We start from the raw sequence: 22,407 nt of genomic DNA on the forward strand, positions 1-22,407 counted from the left end.
CGTGGTGGAGAGTGCGTGTAGCCTGCCGCATCAGCCTGATGCTAAATCGAAGTAAATAGGATCATGTGGGTGCCTACTAACGGATAGATGTTAAATGGCCACTTTTTAAGTATAAAGGCATTTGATTTGATATCTGGTAGCGATAGTCCTTGATCGTGATGAGGGCCTTCGTTAGCAAAAGGATTTGTTGGAGCTCAGGGATGGTTGCGGTAAAGCATAAGGTTTTGGTCAGTTGGATCGGCGCTAACGATTTGAAAGCGGTGATCGGCGAGGGGGCGGGGCCTGTCCGTTCGGCCCTCGCTGCTGTCGATTTCGATGGCGTCGAACTCTTGTGTGCGTACCCTGCGGAGCAGGTTGAGCGTTATCTTCGCTGGCTCCGCGAGCAAGTCGATATTCCCGTCACGGCCTATGTCGAGCCGTTATCCTCCCCTGTGCATTTCGGCGAGATTTATCACGCGGCCAATCGGCATCTGCAGCGGTTGGTGGGAGAAGGGGTACATCTTTCCATCTTGCTGAGCCCCGGAACACCTGCGATGCAGGCGGTGTGGATCCTGTTGGGCAAGACCCGTTACCCCGCAGTGTTCTATCAATCTTCGTTGGAACAAGGTGTCCAGCAGGTTGATATCCCCTTCGAAATCGCTGCCGAGTATGTTCCAGCGGCCAGCGCAATCAGCGGCAACCAGTTGGCCAAACTGGCTGAGCAGCAAGTGCCGGTGGATGCCGCGTTTGACAGCATTGTCGCGGAAAGTGGTCGCATGCTGGCCATCAAGGCACAGGCCCAGGTTCTTGCTGAGAAAGGCGTGCCGGTCCTTATCTATGGAGAGACGGGTACCGGCAAAGAGTTGTTTGCCCGAGCCATCCACAACGCAGGAACGCGCGCTAGCCAGCCGTTCGTAACTGTCAACTGCGGTGCTATTCCCTCTGAACTGGTTGATTCCGTGCTCTTCGGCCACAAAAAAGGTGCGTTTACCGGCGCGATTGCAGATCGGCTTGGGGTGTTCGAACAGGCTCATGGCGGGACGCTATTTCTTGATGAGTTCGGTGAACTGACCTTGGCCGTGCAGGTGCGGCTATTGCGTGTACTGCAAGAGGGCACCTTCACGCCGGTCGGTGCCAGTCGTGAAGTGCAGGTGAATGTGCGCCTGATCACCGCCACTCACCGCAATCTGATGGCAGACGTCGCACAGGGCAGTTTCCGTGAGGACCTGTTTTATCGCATCGCTGTAGGTGTCCTGCATCTGCCGGCGCTGCGCGAGCGCGAGGGTGACCTGCGGCTCTTGACCGATGCGCTGCTGGCCGGTATCGGCAGCCAAGATCCCAGCCTGAAGGACAAAAAGGTTTCGCTGGAGGCCAGGGAACTCATCCAACGGCACCCGTGGCGCGGCAACGTTAGGGAGTTACACGCCACCTTGCTGCGCGCTGCGCTCTGGTGCCAGGACTCGCTGATTACCCGGGGCGATATTGACCAGGCGTTGTTCAAACTGCCGGCGCAGGACAACGACCTGATGACGATGGATGTGTCCCAAGGGGTGGACATCAACCACATCATTTCCAAAGTCGTGAGCCACTACGTGCGTGGCGCATTGGCCTCAACGGGCCAGAACAAAACCCGAGCCGCCTTGCTCCTGGGGCTCAAGAGCCAGCAGACCCTGAGCAAGTGGATCGAAAAGCACTGTGTCGAATAACAAGCGAGGGTAAGAAAAATTACTTTGAAGTAATGAATATTATTTTTTTTCGGGCGTTATTGATCCTTGTATTTCGTAAATTATTGTTTTTAAAGAAATAAATTATTCTGGCACGAAGCTCGCTATAACCAGGACGTCACTTACTGATTACCAAGGAACCGTTGAAATGTCAGAGCTCAAGAAATTCCAGATCCAAGCTGCCCGTCCTTTGCCTGTGATTGTGCTGGCGGACACCAGTGGCAGCATGTCGGAGGGCGGCAAGATCGAGGCGTTGAACAGCGCGCTCCAGGACATGATCGCCACCTTTGCCCATGAAAGCCGCCTGCGCGCTGAAATCCAGGTGAGCGTGATCACCTTTGGCGGCAGCAGCGCAGAGTTGAACCTGCCCTTGACCCCGGCCCATCAAATCCAAAGTTTCAGCCAGCTCACGGCGGATGGCGCCACGCCCTTGGGCGGCGCATTGCGCCTGGCCAGCCAACTGATCGAAGACAAAGACATCGTGCCGTCCCGCGCCTACAAACCGGTGATTGTGTTGGTCTCCGATGGTTACCCCAATGACGAGTGGGAGACGCCTTTTGCGCAATTGCAAAATGGCGAGCGCTCCTCCAAGGCCACGCGCTTCGCCATGGGCATCGGTGCCGATGCAGATGTGAGCATGCTGGCCGACTTCGCCAATGATCAGGAAGCGCCGCTGTTTCAAGCCTCTGAGGCACGGGATATTCATCGCTTCTTCCGTGCCGTGACCATGAGCGTCAGCGCCCGTAGCCAGTCGTCGACCCCCAATCAAACGCTCCCGTTGGAGCTGCCGTCTGCCGATGATCAAGACTGGGAATTCTGATGCGCCTGGCAGCGTCTGGTGCCAAGGTCATCGGGCCGGGGCACCTGCAGGACGGCGTGGTCAACCAGGATGCCATGGGGGTCTATGGCGTGCGTCAGGGGTGGTGCATCGCGGTCTGCGACGGCCTGGGCAGCCGGCGCCTGAGCCACATCGGCTCCAGCAAGGCGGTACGCCTGGTCAAGCAACATGCCAGGCAGGCCTTCGCCGTGTCTGCACAAACACTGGGCCAGGCCATTCGCTTGTCCTGGCTTGAGCATTTCGGCACCCGCTATCGCGATTACGAAACCACCTGCCTGTGGGCCCGGGTCGATGCCCGCGGCCGCGGGCAGGCCGGGCAGATAGGGGATGGGCTGCTGCTGCTCAAGAGCCGAGGTGCCTTCCGGGTGATCAGCGCGGCGCGCCAGGGGTTCGGCAACCAGACCGACACCCTGGCCCAGGCAGGCGAGGGGCTGTGGCAGACCTGCGAATTCGAATTGGTACTGCCCGGCGATGGCGTGCTGCTGATGACGGACGGCATCAGTGACGATCTGATCCCCGAGCAGTTGGAACCCTTTTTCGATGTGATTTACCGCCGCCTTGCCCGCAGCAACAGACGCCGCATGCGCACCTGGCTGGAGCGAGAAATGCACGCCTGGTCCACGCCACTTCACGGTGATGACAAGAGCATCGCCGGTATCTTTCGAACGGATCACAAACAATGACCGCTACCCAGCGCAGTACCAAACATGTCCTGGATGAAAAGGGCACTCGCTACGACTTGTTGAGCGAGATGAGCCGTGGCGGGCAAGGTGTGGTGTATCGCACACAATTGCCCACTGTCCTGGTCAAGGGCTTTATCCATACTGACCTCGATGCCAAGCAACGCTGGCATCGTCATATGGCATGGTTGATCCGCCAGGACCTCAGCGACCTGAAACTGGCGCGACCGCTGGCACTGCTCAAGCCGCCGCGCTTTGGCTATGTCATGGAGCTGATGGACGGGCTGGTTCCATTGCAAAGCCTGTTGGACAGTTTTGTCGCCGCCGAGGACGATGCCGCCAGTGATTACCTGGCCCAGGGCGGCCTGCGTCGGCGGGTGCGTATTCTGTGCCAGTTGGCCAGGACCTTGAACCAGCTGCATGGGCGCGGCATGCTCTACGGCGACCTGTCCCCGGCCAATATTTTTGTGTCGGATGATCCCGGGTTTGCCGAAACCTGGCTGATCGACTGCGACAACATCAGCCTGCAGGCCCACAGCGGCCTGACCCTTCACACCCCCGACTATGGCGCGCCGGAAGTGGTGCGCGGCGAGGCCATGCTGTCGAGCCTGACGGACTGCTGGAGCTTTGCCGTCATCGCCTATCGCGTGTTGACCCACAACCATCCCTTTAAGGGCGAACTGGTCGAACTGGGTGAGCCGGAGGAAGAGGACGCGGCACTGCGGGGGGAGCATCCATGGATCAATGATTCGGATGACCCCGACAATGCCTGCTTTGCCAACCTGCCGTTGCAATTGGCCGAACACAGCCGCTTGCCCGCGCTGTTCAGTCGCTGCTTCGAGCAGGGCAAGCAAGATGCAATCGCCCGCCCGGGTATCGCCGAATGGTTGGAAGCCCTGGTGGAGATCGACGAACGCATGGTTGAGTGCGCCGAATGCACCTCCACCTCGTTGATGCCGGGCACTGGCGTTGACCCTGCGCACATGGCCTGCTTTTTTTGCGATGCACCGGTCGACGCCAACCTGGTGGTGTTCGAGGAGTTCATCTGCCTGGCGCCGGAAGAAAGGGACGCCGAACTGCCTGACCACCGCATCGCCACCGGTCGCCGTGTGTACCTGCAACCGGGGGCAAACCAAGAGCTCAAGCGGTTGTTGCCCTCGTTCAGTTATGACCGTTGGCCCACCGACCATGTACGCCTCGAATACACCGGCAAGGGCCTGGGGATCCACCAGTTGCCAGACGGCGAGCTGTACCTGCAAGGCGAGGGCGATCCCAAGCAACTCGGGGAATTCCAGGGGCTCAAGGCGGCACGTCGTGGCCAGTATGACCAGCCGTACCAGTTGCATATCGGCCCTCCCGGGGAAACCCATGTCGTCTGGCAATTCCGGTGGTGATGAACGATGAACCTTCAAGAATTCCCATTGTTTTGCGCGGATGTGTTGAGCCTCTCGACGACTGAGGAAACCCAGTCCTTGCGCGTGAACGAAGCGATCACCGTTCAGCGCTACCAGGATGATTGGCTGGTGGTGCAGGGCGACGAACGTATCGTGGTGACCTGCAATCCGTCGCAAAGCACCCTGTTCGGCCCTTTGGCGTCACGGGACCAGGTGCGCTGGATGCTGGCAGCGTGCAAAAAAAACCAATTGCAGGTGCAGTACTGCGCACCTGCCGATGTATCGGCCATGAACCTGGAGTTCAGGGTCGACGGGCTGATTGCCGACAGCCTGTATACCCATCAGGAAATCGGCCAGAACGATGTCGAACAGGCCTGCCAGTGGATGCAGGAGCAGTTTGTCGTCAAAGGTGCGCTCGAAGGTGATTGGCTGGCCCTTTCGCGCTTCAACAACACCGCAGCCAAGGGCAGCTTCCAGGTGTTGGGCATGGGGTGGCGCGCCGATATCGAGCGCACCGCCGACGGTGCGCTGCTGGTAAAACGCGTGGCTCGCCATGTGCGGCGCAGCGATTCGTTTTCGTTACTGGTGGGTGACTTTGCCTTTCGGGACGCGTCGGTCGCGGCGCAGCTCAATAGCCCCGCCCAGCAAGTGTTGCTCAACGCTATGCTGCGCGACAATGCGGGCTACCTGGAATTGTGGAACCTTTACAACGACAAGGAGTGGCAACGCGCGCTGCAACAGGCCCAGACCCTCAAGGCGTTGCGGTTTGTGCGCTATGAAAGTTTCCAGAACGGGCGAGAAAACGCCTGGCGCTTGTGGCCCAAGTCCCCAGAGGCTTACCAACTATTCTGCGAGCGTCACAAGGGCCTGGACTTGTCCCGCGATACCCAGTTCGACCTGGGGGACGCGCCGCCGGACTGGTCGGAAGAATTGAGCAATGAAGCGCCGTCCGACTCGTTTGCCCCGACACCCCGTGGGCGGATCCGCTTTGAAGCACAGTGTCTGGTGTTCACGCCGGTGTCGACCCATAACGACGTTAAACCCAAGAGCCCCGAGGGCTGGCTGTACCTGTCCGTTGCCGGTAACCGCACCGTTGGCAAGCGACGCCTTATCGCCAAGCAGTCCATTGATTCCGGCAGGCGCTTGCCGTCACTCAGGTGGTTGCTCGAAGGTTTGGCCATACCGGCGGAGCGGCGCCGCACGCTCAAGGGCCTGACAGCCTACGCCAAGGAGTCGTTTAAAGGTGGCCAACCCACAGACAAACAGATCGATGCGTTGGACAAGGCACTCAATACGCCGGAACTGGCGATCATCATCGGCCCTCCCGGTACCGGCAAGACCCAGGTGATCGCAGCCTTGCAGCGCAGGCTGGCGGAAGAAACGCGCGAGCAGAACATTGCCGGGCAGGTTCTGATCAGCAGCTTTCAGCATGATGCCGTGGATAACGCCCTGGAGCGCAGCGACGTGTTCAAGTTGCCGGCCACACGCATCGGCGGCAAGCGTCGAGATGTTGAAGAAGACAATCGCATCGATCCCTGGCTTGAACGCCAAGTCGAGCATGTCCAGGGCAAAATTGCCCAGGAGTACGAACGCTATCCGGAATTGGAGCCCGTCAGCCGCCTGTCACAGGCCTTGTTGATGACCCGTGTCTCAAGCCTTTCACCAGCAGAACGGGCCGATGCATTCAAGGACATGTTGGCGACGGCCCGTTCACTGGCGCAACACGGCCTGCTCCTGCCGGCGCGCTTGGAACAGGTGTTGCAGGACTATATCGATCAGATCAACCCTCTGCCTCGCGGACGCGGCGCCGACGCAGTCGACAGCGCAACCCTGCGCCGCATTCGCGCCCTGCGGGTTAAGCCTGGCGCCTTCAGTGATGACGGTGCCGACCGTGCGTGGGACTTGCTCAGTTGGTTGAAGCGCCACGATGTAGCGCTCGGTGAGGGAATGCGCGAGCTGCTGGAGCAAGCCGCCGATTGCCGGCAGGCCTCGCAGGATTTATTGCAGCGCCTGGCCGAGGGCAAGAACCGCTTGTTGGATCGCTTCCTGCCGGATTACCGACCTGCGCAACTCAAGCACCAACTCGATGCCCTGGGCGTCAGCTTGATCGACCAATTGGAACAGCATCTGCAAGACAAGATTTCCCAGCGCAAGCTGGGGGTGGCCTGGGTACTGGAGCAACTGGCTGGCAGTTTGGAAATGGACCGTGCCGCCGCCGTGGCGGCGGCCCAGGAATACTCCATGGTGGTGGGCGCCACCTGCCAGCAGGCGGCCGGACGCCAGATGGCCAGCCTCAAGGCCGTGTCAGACCTGGACAGCATGGACATCGAGTTCGACACCGTTATCGTTGATGAGGCCGCGCGTGCCAACCCGCTGGACCTGTTCGTGCCCATGGCCATGGCCAAGCGGCGCATCGTGCTGGTCGGCGATGACCGCCAGTTGCCGCACATGCTGGAGCCAGAAGTCGAGAGCCAGTTGCAGGAGGAGCATGCACTCACAGCGTTGCAGCTGGAGGCCTTGCGCTCGAGTCTTTTCCAGAGGATGCGCCTGATGTTGCAGGACCTGGAGAAAAAAGACGGCATTCGCCGCGTGGTGATGCTCGACACACAGTTTCGCATGCACCGCGTGCTGGGGGATTTTGTCAGTGCACAGTTTTATGAAAAAGTCGGGTTAGAGGCGGTCAAGACCACGCGCAAGGATGATGAGTTTGCGTTTGCGCCGGACTTTATCCGGGCCTTGGGCAACGACGGTGGGCATTACGAAAACAAGGTCTGCCAGTGGATCGATGTGCCGGCCAGCGCGGGCCTTGCGCAACGTCTGGGAGGGACTAGCCCCATGCGCGAGACCGAAGCCGAGCGGGTCGTGGAAGAGGTTAAGCGTTTGATGATCGCGGGCGGTGAAGCCCTCTCCGTGGGGGTGATCACGTTTTATGCCGCACAGCGTGACCTGATCATGGAAAAACTGACCCAGGTGCAGATCGATGGTGTGCCCTTGATGGAACGCAAGAGCACCGGCATCGAGCCCCATGAGCAATTCAAGTGGGCGAAAAAAGTCCGCAGTGATGGGTCTGAGTACTCAGAAGAGCGGCTGCGGGTTGGTTCGGTGGATGCCTTCCAGGGCAAGGAGTTTGATGTGGTGCTGTTGTCCTGTGTACGCACCGGCCCGCAAGGTCGGCGCGGGCCGGCCGGGCGTGCCGAAGATAGCCCGGAGAAGTCCCGGGAGACCCTGCTCAATGAGCAATACGGCTTCCTGCGGTTACCCAACCGGATGAACGTGGCCATGAGTCGCCAGCGCCAGATGCTGATCTGCGTCGGTGATGCGGCACTGGCGACCCATGTCGATGCAGAGGAAGCCGTGCCTGCCCTGGTGGCGCTGCACCAACTCTGTGGAGGTGCGCATGGCAGCCTTCGGTGAATCCGGAACCTACCTCAAGTTCGGCGAAAGGCCCCACGGCAGCGCTCGTGCCGTGTTGTGGCCGGTGTGGGTGCATCGGGTGCTGTACCCCGAAGTCACGCGTGCACGGTTGAACGTGTTCCAACGTGCCGTATTGGGCCTGATCAGGGCCCAAGTGGTGCGGGCAGAGGCGATTGCCGAGCTGACCAACCTGCATGAAGACCTGGTCAAGCTGATCCTCGCCCAAGCCGTCAGCAATGGCTGGCTGGTGACCCGTGCGGATGCCGTTACCCCTAAGGGCTTGCGCATGCTGCTGGACGAGGAGGAGGCCAGTGCCAATCTCAAATCCGGGTACCTCTTCCAGGACGCGCTCGGCGGTGAACTGTGGCCGCGCTTCGAGGCACAGCTCAAGGACATCGTCCCGACCGAAACACGTGGACAGTTCCCGGTCTTTGCCCTGAACAGGAAAACCGGTCAAACGACTGCACCTTTTCTGCTTCTGCCCAACCAGCGTGTGCAGCCGGCCTGCAGCACGCCAGCGTTGATGAAAGCCTATCGGGATTATCGCGAGGACTACCGGGCAACGCTGCAGCTGTATGGCAAGGCCGACCTGCCCGAGCAGATCAAGCTGCAAGGGGTGGAGCGCCAGGACGCCCAGGCCCGACTCGCTCATGTACTGGTGTGGATTACGCCAGACCCGGATGGTGGGCAGTTGTGGGCAATCAGGGACCCGTTCGACCTGCGTGACCAGGCCTGGTGGATGGACAGCCGCTTGTTACCGTTGGTGAAGGCAAACCAGGGGCTGCTCAAGTACCTGTCCAGCCTGGTGGAGGCACCTCGCGGCGACGAGCAGAGCGTCGAACAGTGGCTGGCCGATCTGCAAAAGCAGGCGGATCTTCGGGTGTTAACCGAGTTTCCCTGGGTCGAGCGCCAGACGGATATCAAGCGTTACCTGGCAGCGCTGCTGTCCCGCCAGGAAAAACTGGCCCAGGGCGATACCGCCGAGAATGAGCTTGAAGCAGCCATGACCGAGTGCCAGAAACTGTTGGAGGTGGTGATGCAATGGCTGATCGGCACGTTCCCGGTCGATCCTGCCCTGATGCCCAGGGGAGAGCAGCGTGCTGACTATCGCGTCACTCGCCAAATCCTGACGTCGTTTCGGTTGCCCGCGTTCAACGCCGAGGTCGTTGGGCAATTGGCCCGGCAAAAATTGGATCAGGTCATCTCGGCGTGCTCCAGCCCCAGCAGCTCCCTAAAGGCACTGCTCTTTGCCGCCGGTTGGGGCGCCAGCAGCCATGCCGGGCATCCCTTCAAGACGCTGACCGAAGAGCAGCTGCAACTGGAACAGCTCCTGGCGCTGGCCACCCTGCGTAACCAGGGCAGCCACGCCCACAGCAAATTTACCGGCAAGAAAGTCACCCCCGTGACCGTGCCGATGGCGCAGCAACATATTCAATACGCCCTGGGCTTTACCGAACGTTTCAAGGAATGGATGTAATGGCCAAAAATAATCGTAACGCCCCTTACAGCGCCCCGATAGGCGGCGCATCCGCACCTGCCAAGACTGCCAATCGCGTGCAATTGGAGAAGCAGGTGCCAATGTGGAGCGCCTCCTTCGGGAATGCCTCCAAGCTGTATTCCTGTGGCTCCCTGGCCCCTGATTTTTCGGTGGATGAAGCCTTCTTGAGCAAGCTGGTCGCCCACATCAGTGATGACGACAGCAAGGCGTTTTCGACCTGGATCGAGCGCTTCGCCCAGTTCTGCAAGGACCTGGGCAAGCGCGCGGATACACTGCTCGAAGAGTATGAGGAGCGCTGGGAGCTGACCAACCAGGCCGGCCGGGAATGTGATGCGCGGATGCAACAGCTGGATGAACGCCAGGCGGTCCTTGAGGTACAGCGTGAGGCCCAGGCCCTTCGCCAGGCTGAGTTTGAACGCGTGCAGCAGCGACAGGCGCAAGCCGATGGCGAACTGGCGCAGCGCGAGCGTGAGGTCAAGCTGCGTGAGGTCAATGCCGAGGCCGGGTTTGCCGAGCAGAACCGCCAGGCGCTGGTGGTCCTCGAAGTGCGCCAGCGCGTGTTGGGCGAACAGCATGACAGCGAGCTTGGGCTGCGTCAGGAAGAAAAACAGGCCCTGGACCAGGAATTGCGCCAGCTCGCCAGGCAGCTCGCCGATGTGAAATTCCGTTGCACTGAAGCCGAGGCTGCCCGTGCCGATGTGTTGGATACCCGTGAAGATGCGCTTGCACAACGCGAGCAGCAGGTGGAGGACCGCACGCGCCGCCTGGACCGGGAGTGGGCCGCCGTCAAGGAGGCCAAGGCGACCCAGCAGGATCAGGTTGCGCGCGAGATGGAGCAGGAGCGCAACGGCTTCGCACGCGAGGTGGAACGCGTGGAAACGCGCGAGCGCAAGGCCTGGGCAATGGTGGAGAAGAGCGCAAACGAGCTGTCCGAGTTGCAGTTGTTGAAAGCTCAGTTGGGGGATCAGTCGGCGACGGTCCTGCTTGACGAACTGAGTGCACTGCGTGAAGACAACAGGGCGCTGCTTACCCGGCTGGAACAATCCGATGCCGCAGAGCTGCAGGGCGAAAACGATAAACTTCGCCAGCATGTGGCGGACCTGGGCATGCAGATTGCCGACATCATGCCCAAATACGAGAAGGCCAATCGCGAAGTTGGCATGACGCGTGTCGCGGCCACTGACCTTGAATGGAGCGAGCGAAAAAGACGCGTGCTGGAGACTCATGCAACCGTCCTGGACGCCAGGATAAATGACCTGGCCACCACCGTTGAGCAACTGACCAACGCACAGAAAACCCAGACGCCATTCCCTGCCATGTCCTTGATGGACACCCACAAGGACTACCGTGCTGGCGCTGAGTTGGAGGAGGTGCAGGACCTCGGGCCGTTCGCGGTTGAATTGCAGCACCGCATCGCCACTGCAGAAGCCTCGGTCAAACTGTTCTATCCCATTGAAGACATCCGGGTGTTGTTGGGCGGCTTGGCCATGAGCCAGCTTCATGTGTTCCAGGGCATTAGCGGCACAGGCAAGACTAGCTTGGCCAAGGCGTTCGCCAAGGCCATGGGCGGCTTCTGCACGGATATCGCCGTACAAGCGGGTTGGCGTGACCGGGATGACCTGCTGGGCCATTACAACGCCTTTGAGCGGCGTTTCTATGAGAAGGATTGTCTGCAAGCCTTGTACAAGGCGCAGACCCCTCGCTGGGACGACGCCTGCAACGTGGTGCTGTTGGACGAGATGAACCTGTCCAGGCCCGAGCAGTATTTCTCCGAGTTCCTTTCGGCGCTGGAGAAGAATGATCCAAGGGAGCGCCTGATCAGTCTGTCGGAAGTCGCGCTGTCGGGTGCGCCGCTCAACCTCAAGAACGGCCGGGAAATACTGGTGCCGAATAACGTCTGGTTTATCGGTACCGCCAACCATGATGAATCCACCAGCGAGTTGGCCGACAAGACCTACGACCGTGCCCACGTGATGACCCTGCCCAAGCAGGATGCGGGGTTTGTCATCCAGCCTTACGAGAAGAAGCGGTACTCATTCTTTTCGTTGCAAAAAGCCTTCAATCGGGCGTGCTTGCTCCATGAGATGCCTGTAAAGGACCTGCTCGGTAGGCTGACCCGCGATGAATTTACCCAGCAACTGGCCAGCCATTTTGACCTAGGTTGGGGCAACCGCTTTGAGAAACAGGCACTGCGGTTTATTCCGGTCATGCTGGAGACCGGAGCGAGTGAGGGGCAGGCCCTCGACCATCTGCTGTCCACCCGTGTGATGCGCAAGGGCAAGGTGACTGGGCGCTATGACGTTGGCACCACAGATGTAACGGAGTTGATGAGCGCGCTTGAAAGCTTCTGGATCAAGGCGAACCTCAAGGGCGACCCGGTCAAATCCCTGGACCTGCTGACGGCGGACATCAAACGCCGGGAAGGGCATCGTTGAACTGGTTTGACCGACTGCTGGGCGAGCCCGTGGCCACGCTGCCCGGGCTGGTCGAGCCCGGGCGCTTCTGCTGGGCCGGCAAATCCGGCGTGACGATCAACGGCCACACCCTACTGCGGCAAGACATCCTGGTGCCCGATGGCAGCGACCGCTGCCTGCTGGACAAAGCGCTGCATGGGTTCGTGCCGTCGAACGCCCTGCTGTCTCCTCAGGCCGAGCTGTTTGCCAGTGCGCTTGAGTCCCTAGATGCAGAGTTTTCGCGGCAGGCAACCTTGAGGTCGCCGTTGATGCCGGCCGAGGTGATCAATGAGCAAAGCCATCTGTTGCCGTTCGAGGTGTCGCTGCTGGACGTGATCAGCAAGGGCCACTTGCACCAGGTATCACTGCGCCCGCGCCTGGATCTTCACTACGAAGATGAGGTCACGGATGTAGCCCGAGCCAAGCGCATGGCCAAAGGCGCGCTGGTGCACCTGGCGTCTCACTCGGAGTGCTGGCAGCGGCAGACCTTGAGCGGTGTCATCCCAAGGAAAGTGTTGGCGCGTTTCAGCGAGGACGACTACAACACTTACGAAAACCGTGTGTATGCGCGCCTGCTGGACCGTATCGAGCGGCATCTGTGGCGACGCATCGCGACCTTGGAGCAGATCCAGGGCACCCTGAGCAAGGCGCTGGAATTCTATGGGGCCGATGGCCTTGACCATCGCCTGGCCAATGCCATTTGCGCACTCTGGGGGCAAACCTTCAGTAACCAGGAAATGACCAGCGAAGCTTCACATTTACTGGGTGAAACCCTGCGGCAATTGAAGGCGGCCTCCAAGGCGATAGCCGGGTTGAAACAGACTGGGTTGTATCCGCTGGTGCCTCGGTCGGCGCAAGCCAGCGGTGGCCTGCACTTGACCAATATCCTCAGTCACGACGCGCACTATCGTCATGTGGCGGTCTTGTGGGAGGAACTACGCAAGGAACAGGGGCGTGCAGGCAAGCCCCCCCAGGAGCGCCTTCAGCAAAATCGCCAGTTGGCGAGTGCTTACTCACGCTATGCGGGGCTAATGTTGCGCCACGCCCTGGCCCCTTACCTGGATGGCAAGGATGAGGCGCAATGGGCGGGACGAACCCTGAGCCTTCGCAGTTCAGGCCTGGAGTGGGAACTGGTGAGTTCCATCCTGGGTACGGACGCCAAGGTGTTGCTGACGGTGGTGCCCTGGTTCAGCTTTACCGAGCGCCCGGACCATACTCCTGGCCTGCCCCAGAGGGTCATTGCCTGGCCCGCATTGGGGCAGGTGAACAACGAGGCGGCGCTGGAGGCGGGTTGGATAGCGCTTTCGCCCTTTGATCTCTACGGCGTGGAGCGCTTTGGCCATCTGGTTGATACGATTCTCTGGCAGCCGCTGCTGCAGGCCTATGGCACGCCGATTACCAAGGTGCCGGGCACCGTGATGCGCGGGGCGGGGGGGGAGATGAGCGCCATCAGCCTGGAGACGGGGTCGGCCCAGATGGTGCTTCGCGAGGTCTTGTCGGAAAAACACCTGGCCCAGTTGCAACAGGCACTGACCGCTGCGAACGCCGGTCAGCAGGCCGAGGCCCTGGGGCTGCGTCAGCAGGAACTCGTGGCGCTGCAGGCCTGCCCGGTCTGCGGGTCGTCCGTGCGGCTGGTATTCCAGCAGCCGGCCGGCTTCAAGGCCAACTGTGGCGACTGTGCAACCGAGCGCTACCTGCGCCACCAGGCAAGCCAGTGGGTGTATGAGCAGAAACTCAACGCAGAGATAGATTTCCGCAAGGTCGGGCGCCGGGCGACACACATCCAGGGGCCACGGCGCCCTTGACTTCATTTTGCTCTTCATACGTATAAGGCAATTCAGGCATGGATCTGCAAGGTCATCTCCTTTACATCGACATCACCCAGATATGCGGAATCGGCTGTGCATTCTGCATGTATGCCGACAAGCACAAGATCGGCATCGGCATGGAGCTTTCGACGCTCGCCCGGGAGAACCTGGCGGCCCTAATCAATGCCCCGCAGGTCAAGCGCATCTCTATCAGCGGGGAAGGCGAGCCGCTCAATAACATCAAGGTATTCCACGAAATCCTGCACCTTTCTAATGGTGGGAAGGCGTTCGAGTTCATCACCAGCGGGTTCTTTCCCCATGACAAAATGCTCGATTTTTATGACACCACCGACCAGATCGTGTTGAGCCACGGCGACACCTGCAACATCCGCTTGAGCGCCGACAGTCACCACATCGAGAAAGTCAAATGGCGCGCCCATGGGCTGAGTCTGGATTACCTGCGCACGCGGCGTCCGGGGGGCTTGAGCTTTTCGTTTCGCTCCATCGACACGGACCGGGCATTCACCCGTGACTTTCTGGTCGCCGAATTGGCGCGCTGGGATATTCACGCAACCATTGAACCCTGCAATGCGCTGGAGGATGTGTTGAAGGTGGACGGCGAATCATTCGGCATCGACTACAAAAACCTCGTCCATCCCGCGCCAGGCACACCCGAAGGCTATCTGGATCTGCTCGACTACATCCAGGCCATCGAGATCAAGGTCAAAAAGCGCTTTACCTTTGGCAGCCTGAACAAACCGCCGCTTGCCAATGGCATGGACCTGACGGTAAAGCCCAACGGTGATTTATATCTCTACGGTATCGAGAATCAGCGTCTGGGCAACATCCATTTTGATCACGTACGCTGGGAGCACCTGGCCAGCCATATCAGTGAAACCCCTTTGGCCCGGGCGCTGTATACCCAGCCGCTGACCGACCTGCTGGCACGGTTTGATGACCGCGAGTTGGTGCAGGCGATTATGGCGAAAGCGAACAACCCTTACTGGCTGGTCAAGGAGTTGGCGAACCATGATGGCCTGCTTGAACAGATGGTGTGCCCATGATCGACTCCCACAGCCATACCTTCTATTCCAAACATGCCATTGGCACGGTCGACGAACTTGTCCGGGCTTCAATCAAAGCCGGTGTGAGGGTATTGACCATCACCGACCACGCACCTTTTCCGGTGGACTCCGATAACCGTCTGCTGGAGTCCGAACTCGACAGTTACTTTGCCGATATCCAGCGGGCGCAGGCGGCGTACCGGGGTGAAATCAAGATCTTGCGTGGCCTTGAGTTCGACTATATGCCGGGCTCCGATATCTATAACCGGGCCTTGCTGGCGCGCCATGAACTGGACTTTGTGATTGGCTCCATTCACTACGTCGAAGTGCCCGGCGAACCAATGGTAAAGGTGTGGGAGCTGCCGCGCCTGGCTGCCCAAAACTTCCTGGATCGTTATTTCGCGGACCTGGAAGCACTGCTGAGGAGCGGCCTGTTTGATGCCGTGGGGCATGCGGACACCCTGTTGCGCGGTGTCGACGAAGAGGTCGTACTGCGCCATTTCGAGCCTTTACTGCCGCTGTTTGCGCGCAACGGCGTGGCGTATGAGCTAAACGCTTCGGGCATCCGCAAATCGAGCCTGGATAACGCATCGGGGCGTGAGGTGCATGGGCGCTGGTCCTATCCGTCGCGCGCCCTGTTGCCTCACCTGATCGAGCACCAGGCGGCGTTCACCGTCGGCTCTGATACCCATGACCCGCGAGATGCCGGTGCTGGCATCCGTGAACTACTCCAGAGCCTGCAACCGCTTGGCTTACAGAGCATTTGCTACTACGAGAGCCGCCGCCGAGTCGATGTCCCCCTGGGAACCTTGACTGCGACCGTGACTATTTCCGATGGATTGATTCAACCGTGAACATGATGACCGAAGCACCGCTCCCGACCTGCTGGCGTGAGATCGCCAGCGCTCCCGTAGAAACCCAGTTGGATCAGTTTGAACAGGCGCTGGCATCGACCCGCTTCGAGGATGCGAAACGGGGTTTTCGCGCTTTCGCTGCCGACCTGCTGGCCCGCGGGCTGATCAGCATGCCCCGCTATGTCTCGGTACTTGGCGGTCATGCTTTGCACTGCCTGACGCAGGATGGCGCGGGCTCGTTCCGCGACATGACGACCGGGGCGGATGCCTCGGCGCTGGTGGCGATCTACAGCCGCGCCAAGTATGGAAGCATTGAGGATATTCGCCACCTGGCCTGGTTGGTCATTGACTACTGGTGCACGCAATTGGACGACCCCTACTCCCATTGGGCCCGGCTGTTTCGCAGCGCCAAGGCCAGTGGTGACAACGTGGTGTTGATGACCACCGGCTGGCGCAACGTGCCGTCCACGGCGAACGTGCTCTATGAGATCGTGGTCAGCGAGATCAATGTCAAACTGGCTCATATGCATTTGCCCACGGTCATCAACGTCAAGCTTCCACGGATCGCGCCGCCTTGTGAGAACTACGCCAGCTTGAGCACCGAAGAACGTGAACGCGTCAACCTGGTCCAGGACCATGTCATCCCCGCAGAGAACTTCTACCGCTGGAGTGGGGTGCATGTGATCTTTGGCGACGATGTATTGGTAACCGGTTCGACGGCGGACAAGGTGCTCTACGAGTCCATGCTCAGTGGCGCGAAGTCGTTTCAGTCGATTTACCCGGTGGCAATTGACCCACGGGTGGCGCTCGCGGACGCCAAGGTCGAGGAGCGGCTGAATAAAGTCGTGATTACCCACCTGCTCGACGACACCCTCGCTGCGCTGCTTTCCGCGCCGGATTACCAGCCGATCCTGCGTACGCTGCGTCTGGTGTTTTCCAGCGATAATTTCGCTGGTTTGGCCGCATTCTTGCCAAGGGTGCCCGCCCGCAATTGGCTGCGCCTGTACACGTCCGCGCTGGGCAATGAGTTTCTCGCACAGCCCGAGTGCACGCCGTCGTTGCTCATACTCAAACGCTATCTTGTCGACGCCGGGCTATTGAGGCCCGATGGTATGGCGGTCTGGGGTTGAGCGGCAGCGAGGTGGAGGACGTCCGTTATGTGAGCTATTGGGAGGCTGCACCGGGGCATTCAATGCCACCTTACACCGCGTTGGCGCTGGTTTCGATCCAGAGGGCCCTGGGTGAGAAATTCCTGCTGCTGACGGGCAATTGCTATTCACGCATGACAGTGAAACGGACACCCTGCTGATGACTTTCTCGGAATAGCCGACTTGCACCTAGGGAGTATGGATTAGGCAGCTCATAAACTGCGACGTTAGGACCTCGTACGTACGCGACATAGAGAATACGCCAGCGGTTGGTTCCGTCATGGCGCATCGTTACCGCCGCAGTTACCTGAGAGCGCTCTAAGTCGATGTGTCCTGGATCTGCGACATGCGCCTTAACCTCGTAATGAATGCAGCCTTTCGCGTCCGATACTTTGAAATCGAATCCTTGATCACTTTCTGGCGGAAGCCCTAGATACCTGCGGCCCATCGAAGATACCCAATATTCGGGCCGCATATTTCGATGTTTATTGCGCAAATATTGATAGGCGGCGAGCTCCCCGGCGAAACCGATGAGGTCGCGTTGTTCTTGACTCAAATACTGAGGATCATCACCTCGATTGCTTGTACCGCGCTTAGTCGGTCTAGGGGCAGTTCGGGGGCCAAAGACTTGCAATGCAGCAGGACCGGACCGCGTTTTGAATCCTCCACTCGCAAGTGTCTCTTGCATGGCTTTCGCAACTGCATCATGCCAACCCTGAGCGCCACCATCGATTTCTAATTCCCCAAACTGCAGGCTACGACGTTCTGTCTGTCTGCGCGTTTCGCGTTCACGCTCCTCTAATGCTTCGAATGCCAGATCACTGTCCGAAAGGCCGAGCGCAACAGTGTTCATGCTTTCCGGCATTTGATTTGGCCAGAGGCTCGCTCGGCGAAGTGCGGGGGGGACTGATCTCTCGTCGAGGGACTCGAAGTCAAGCGTACCGGATGACAGTGCAGCTCGAATCAGGCGTTCAGGTCCTTGCAACCAGAGTTCATCAAGTGGCGCCGAATTGCGCTTCGCCCAAGCTCTGACCAAACGTTGCAAATGTTCCGCAATCCGCGTGAGTAGCTGGCGGTTGTGCTGGCGGACGCCGTCGATGGGACTGCCATTGGGAAAAGGGCCTGCACCAAGGCGGAGGGTTACCTGCCTATCGATTTCCTCATCTACCTGCGGTATATCAATATCGTCGAATCGTTCCACCCAATCATCTGGCAGGTGGAGCCATTTCAAAGCGACTGCTTCGCGATAGGCCTGAAGGGGTCCGTCTGCTTCAATGGATTGGGTGTACGCATCCCGTACGGCTCGCTCAACTTCAGCACGTCGATGCTCAACGCGGGAGGAGAAACGCTCCGTTAACCTTTTCTTGAACTCCAACGGAGAACGTCCCAGCGCAACGAGGCTCGCGTTCAGTACGTTGAACTCAAGGCCTAGCTCATGCCGTAGGCCGCTGAGTGTGTCGGCGTCTCGGCAGGCGCTGACGATTCTTTCGGCTTGGTCGGAGGGTATACCGTAACCAGAAATAACCGCCATCACGTCGGAATCGTCTCTGAATTCGTCGGTCCGCTCGATCAATATTGCAGCCAGGTAGGTATGCCCCATAGCGTGGACGGACGGGATCAAATACTCCAATAAACGCGGCGTGGTCGCACGAAGCGATCGCCTCAGCTCGGTGATCCGAGAGACGGGTCGTCCAAGTGCTCGAGCAAGTTGCAAATCCGTGGGTGCTTTCAGCTCATGACCGTCCCGCGACATCTCGTTTCCAAACGCAGAAAATGTTAGGCGAAAAGCGTCCGTTAATCCCGGTCTGCCTATCGCCGCGGGCACGGCCGACGCGATCATGGACAGCGTGGACCAATTCAAAAACTGCCCCTCGCACAGGACCGACGGATACTCTTCGTTGGCAACCGGAAGTATGCCGTCAAGCTCCTCTGGCAGGGGGCTTGAGTTCCCATCTATCGAGACAGTGATTTCTCGGACAAAACGCAACCGTACTCGGCGGATAGCGCCTCCCAACGCCTGCCGCGCGCGAAGGGTGTTCTGGTTGCTTAGATTTGAGCTCACTTCGAGTACGAGAACAGCGAGGTCAGCGATCCATTCACAATCTTTGCTTACGAGCAGCTCATCCGCTGCACTCGGAAAGAAAGGAACGCCGTCTGTGGTGACGGATATCGAGTCCTCATGAATTGGCTGGGCCTTACAACCCAGATACGTTGCTAGCGCTCTGATACAGCTTGCAGTCGCTGTACCGCCCACATCAATGGTGATGCGACCAAAAGAAGCCAGAATTTGTTGAAAAGTGGGCCGCGAACCATCGTCAATGTAGATCGTTTCAACGAGTGGAGCGCTTTTGTGAAGCGTCACGGCCGTCAAGCCATCAATAGTGTCTTTAGGGATTACGAGTGTCGGAGGCAGAGCCGGGCGCAAGTCGAGCTGAGCGTACTCTGTCCATGCTTCGCGATAGGCTTTTCGAAAGTCATCAAGAAAGGCCTCTGATATACCGCGCTCCAGTAGCTCGCCAAGTGCGGCAATGCGTCGGGGTGCACTTTTTGGGTCCGACCAAGCGGGTACATTCAATTTGCCGGACAACATCTCTTGAAGGTAGCGGTTGCTTTCTATCAGCTCTCGTACCATGCGCTCCGGCCGCGGTACGAAACGAGGTATGTCACTCCTGCTGCCTAACCAGCATTGATCTAAAGTTAACCCTTCGAAATCGTCGCCCGCCGACGCAGGAATCCAAGCAGTCGACTTCAGAAATGCGGCGATGGCGCTAGGCCAGTGAATGTGGTCGTAACGGGCACCGCTGCGGGAGAGTGTTGTCACCATAGCTTCGGCGGGAATCTTTGTGAGCGCGTGGATAACTAGCCGCCCGTAAGCTAAGCGGGCCGCGCCGTTCATTGTGTCGTAGCTCGCTTGGCCGTATAGGTAGGGAACGCCATTTAGAACGTAGATACCGCTTTGATAGCCGAGGTCGCGTGAAAAACCAACGGCTTTGCGCCAGCAAATTCCCAGCTCCAGCTCGAAATTCTGTGTTGGCAAATACCCATATCTCAAGCTTCGCCAGTCTGGTGAGTACATGCGTACAACGGCGCCTCGGTTCCAAGGAAGGCCGTCCCGTACGCCGGCAATTTTCAGAAAGTCCCGCCAGTCTTGAGCGCTTTCCCCCGGACCGGTTTTCCATTCGTTCCAATCAGGAAGCATCATCTTCGCGATTCCGGCAATCTGCTTGTCGTGGCTCGCCTCTTTACAGAGGTCAGTGAGCAAATTACCGAGCGTGTCGCGCCATCCCGCTGAGAAATAAGCAAGGCTCGCTTTGCCAATTCCGCCGCTGGCCAAGGGAACCCAGAGTCCCGCGGTCTGAAGGGCCTCGTCGAAGTCCGGGGTGCGATTTTGCTTCCATGTTCTGAAGGCCCAGGTAAGGACTGACAAAGCGTCGCGTGTGCGAGGGCGAGTTCCGAGGAGTGTTCCCAATCTTGAAACCAAGTTGATGAGGCGAAACTCGGAAGCAAGTCCTGCGTTAACAAACGCCGTGACCACATCCGCAGACCAGGCAAGCGTCGGGTCGGCGAACTCGAGCCCCTTGGTTATGCAGCTTGGAGGAAAAACACCGGCGTCATCCAGGCGTTTTTTCTTCTTGGTGACACGCCCAGGGTCGGCATTGATGAAAAACTGAACCGGTTCGCCCGCTACGGATTTAGCGCCTTCGGCTCGCACGAGTTTGCGAGCTTCGTTTCTAAAAATGAGTTTGCCTCGAAGCTGCTCAAGGATGTCCTTGCGTACGCTCAGGTCGGTATAGAAATCCTCCCAATTCGCGGCTGTAGCTTTGCGTTGGCGTTCAAGGTCGGCAGCGAGCAACGGTACCCACTTTGCGAGACGGTCGTTCTCCGGCTCAAGCGGAAGCCCCACATCATTAGCAAGGCTGCGTAAGGCGATAACTCGCCTGGCTCCCAGCTTGCGTCGCAGCAGAAATGCGCCTGTAACCTTCGCAATCCAAGTCGCACGCAGTGATTTGTATTGGTCGTCTTGCCAGTCAAAAACATGGTCAAGGGTTGCCCATCTTGCATCACTGCCAGGTGGACTCATCGTTGGAAGTGGGAGAGTTTTGTACGCCAGCCCTTTAGCCCGAAATGCAGCCAAGACATGGTCTGCGGGGCCCCATGTGATGGCATCCACAGCGGCGTGCACGTATGAGACTAGATTGATATTGGCAGCAGCTACACCATATATAAGGTCAATGCACATCTCTGCTGCAACCTTGACCAATTCTTGATTAAGGGCGTTGTCCAGACTTAAGCCCTTGCGATCTGGATCTGGGAAAAACGGAGCATCCAAATGACCGTTAAAAGGACAGGGGGTTTCCATTGGCAAAAAAGCATAGTAGCGACCTTCCGGAACCTCGAACCCTAGGGGGATCGCGATGCTGACCGTGGGCGCGCCTGCCCAATTTCGCCACCTCTCTACCTTATGACGTTGTTCGACAGCAGCGTCCACTGCTCTCAAAAACCGCGGCGGATCAACGACGCGGCTGATGAACAAGTACGAGCGATCGTCGACAACGATTTCTTCTATCTCAAGATTGTCAATTTTCAGAGGGCGATTCGGAGGGTACCGACGACGCGTTAACACACGACGCGAAGTAGTGCCGTCCGCGTCAATTTTTTCAAATACGAGCTTGGTGAGCTTAGGTAGAAAGAGATTAAGCGGGGCACGCTCATCAAAAAGTGACTGCCATTCCTTTTCCATGCGAGAGGCGGCCATACGGTCGGTCAACGGCAGTCTTATCACTGTCGCAAACCCATGCGATGCATAGCCCTGTATGTCATCGGGGAAGCTATTTATCACGAGCGGCAGTTGCAAGCTGTGAGTCTTGCCGACCGCCCTTTCCGCAAGGTCGGGTTCAGCTAGATGCAGAAGTCGCTCGCGTTGGGCCTGCTCATCAGCAAATCGAAAGCAGAACCCGTCGAATTGCGCTGCCTTATTTTCAGCTTGAGATGAGTAGATCTGAGGATCATGGCTGATCAACGTAACACTGCGAAATCCAAGTCCTTTGTGGCCAATGGAGTTTCCGGGCTGCTTTCTACTTCTTGCCGGATTCACGATTGAGTCGACATCGGCCCGGGAGAATCCATTGCCAGTGTTACAGACGTCCAGCATCGCGTGCGGGGCAGAGGCAAGATCCAGCTTCACCAGGATATGGGCATCGACATCTTCACCAGCGCCGTCGTACGCATTCTGTATAAGCTCGCGCAGAATGCGGCCATCGTAAAGCGTTGCTGCGGTGTCAGTGAGTTGACGCATGGAGTCATCTCGCTCGGACCCCAGCTCGATGCCGTGGAGCGTGAGCTTGAGCTCTCGATCAAGTATCTGCTCTAGGTAACCGGAGGGTGACATCTCAATCGTGCGCGTGTCGCTTTCTGAGAAAGCCCTCGGCGCTGGTGCAGTTACGTCGATGCTCATAGTCTAGCTTCCCTGGCTTTCATGGCGTTGTGATGTCCGTACATTCATAAGTGTATAGCGTATCTACACCACACCACACCACACCACACCACACCACA

Annotated in this window: 12 protein-coding genes; 11 read left to right on the plus strand and 1 reads right to left on the minus strand. The window is 58.7% G+C overall.

The annotated features are described in order from the left end of the window. The first annotated feature begins 200 nt into the window (after positions 1-200). The 11 genes from C8K58_RS19340 to C8K58_RS19390 all read left to right on the plus strand — a co-directional run bounded on the left by C8K58_RS19340 (position 201) and on the right by C8K58_RS19390 (position 16,836). Positions 201-1,685: a sigma-54-dependent Fis family transcriptional regulator gene (locus tag C8K58_RS19340; RefSeq protein ID WP_166655313.1), complete on the plus strand. Its 1,485-nt coding sequence runs from the start codon at positions 201-203 to the stop codon at positions 1,683-1,685. 166 nt (positions 1,686-1,851) lie between these two features. After that, a complete protein-coding gene (locus tag C8K58_RS19345; protein ID WP_108574128.1) occupies positions 1,852-2,523 on the plus strand; it encodes a VWA domain-containing protein in 672 nt (223 codons plus the stop codon). Beyond that, entirely contained in the window at positions 2,523-3,224 is a 702-nt protein-coding gene (locus tag C8K58_RS19350) for a PP2C family serine/threonine-protein phosphatase (protein WP_108574129.1), read from the plus strand. The genes C8K58_RS19345 and C8K58_RS19350 overlap by 1 nt, the downstream gene beginning before the upstream one ends. After that, positions 3,221-4,615 (plus strand): protein kinase, encoded by a 1,395-nt coding sequence (locus C8K58_RS19355; protein ID WP_038848920.1) that lies wholly within the window; start codon positions 3,221-3,223, stop codon positions 4,613-4,615. The genes C8K58_RS19350 and C8K58_RS19355 overlap by 4 nt, the downstream gene beginning before the upstream one ends. Before the next feature lie 6 nt (positions 4,616-4,621). Beyond that, positions 4,622-8,029 carry a DEAD/DEAH box helicase gene (locus C8K58_RS19360; protein ID WP_108574130.1) on the plus strand — a complete coding sequence of 1,136 codons (3,408 nt, stop codon included), beginning with the start codon at positions 4,622-4,624 and terminating at the stop codon, positions 8,027-8,029. Then, complete coding sequence (locus C8K58_RS19365) at positions 8,013-9,506, plus strand: hypothetical protein (RefSeq protein ID WP_108574131.1); 1,494 nt, start codon at positions 8,013-8,015, stop codon at positions 9,504-9,506. Before C8K58_RS19360 ends, C8K58_RS19365 begins: the two co-directional genes overlap by 17 nt. After that, positions 9,506-11,962, plus strand: coding sequence for an AAA family ATPase (locus tag C8K58_RS19370; protein WP_256592532.1), 2,457 nt, complete (start codon positions 9,506-9,508; stop codon positions 11,960-11,962). Before C8K58_RS19365 ends, C8K58_RS19370 begins: the two co-directional genes overlap by 1 nt. Beyond that, positions 11,959-13,785: a hypothetical protein gene (locus C8K58_RS19375; protein ID WP_108574132.1), complete on the plus strand. Its 1,827-nt coding sequence runs from the start codon at positions 11,959-11,961 to the stop codon at positions 13,783-13,785. The genes C8K58_RS19370 and C8K58_RS19375 overlap by 4 nt, the downstream gene beginning before the upstream one ends. 38 nt (positions 13,786-13,823) lie before the next feature. Beyond that, the gene (locus C8K58_RS19380) at positions 13,824-14,852 is read left to right on the plus strand and encodes a radical SAM protein (RefSeq protein WP_108574133.1); all 1,029 of its coding nucleotides are present in this window, start codon (positions 13,824-13,826) and stop codon (positions 14,850-14,852) included. Continuing rightward, the gene (locus tag C8K58_RS19385; RefSeq protein WP_108574134.1) at positions 14,849-15,706 is read left to right on the plus strand and encodes a histidinol-phosphatase; all 858 of its coding nucleotides are present in this window, start codon (positions 14,849-14,851) and stop codon (positions 15,704-15,706) included. The genes C8K58_RS19380 and C8K58_RS19385 overlap by 4 nt, the downstream gene beginning before the upstream one ends. Positions 15,707-15,711: 5 nt before the next feature. After that, the gene (locus C8K58_RS19390) at positions 15,712-16,836 is read left to right on the plus strand and encodes a hypothetical protein (protein ID WP_108574222.1); all 1,125 of its coding nucleotides are present in this window, start codon (positions 15,712-15,714) and stop codon (positions 16,834-16,836) included. 142 nt (positions 16,837-16,978) lie between these two features. On the opposite strand, the gene C8K58_RS19400 is transcribed toward C8K58_RS19390, so the two are convergent. Further along, positions 16,979-22,309, minus strand: a complete 5,331-nt coding sequence (locus tag C8K58_RS19400) for an ATP-binding protein (protein WP_108574136.1) — start codon at positions 22,307-22,309, stop codon at positions 16,979-16,981. Positions 22,310-22,407: the final 98 nt, after the last annotated feature.

The sequence above is a fragment of the Pseudomonas sp. GV047 genome, assembly GCF_003058245.1.
GTDB lineage: Bacteria > Pseudomonadota > Gammaproteobacteria > Pseudomonadales > Pseudomonadaceae > Aquipseudomonas > Aquipseudomonas marginalis.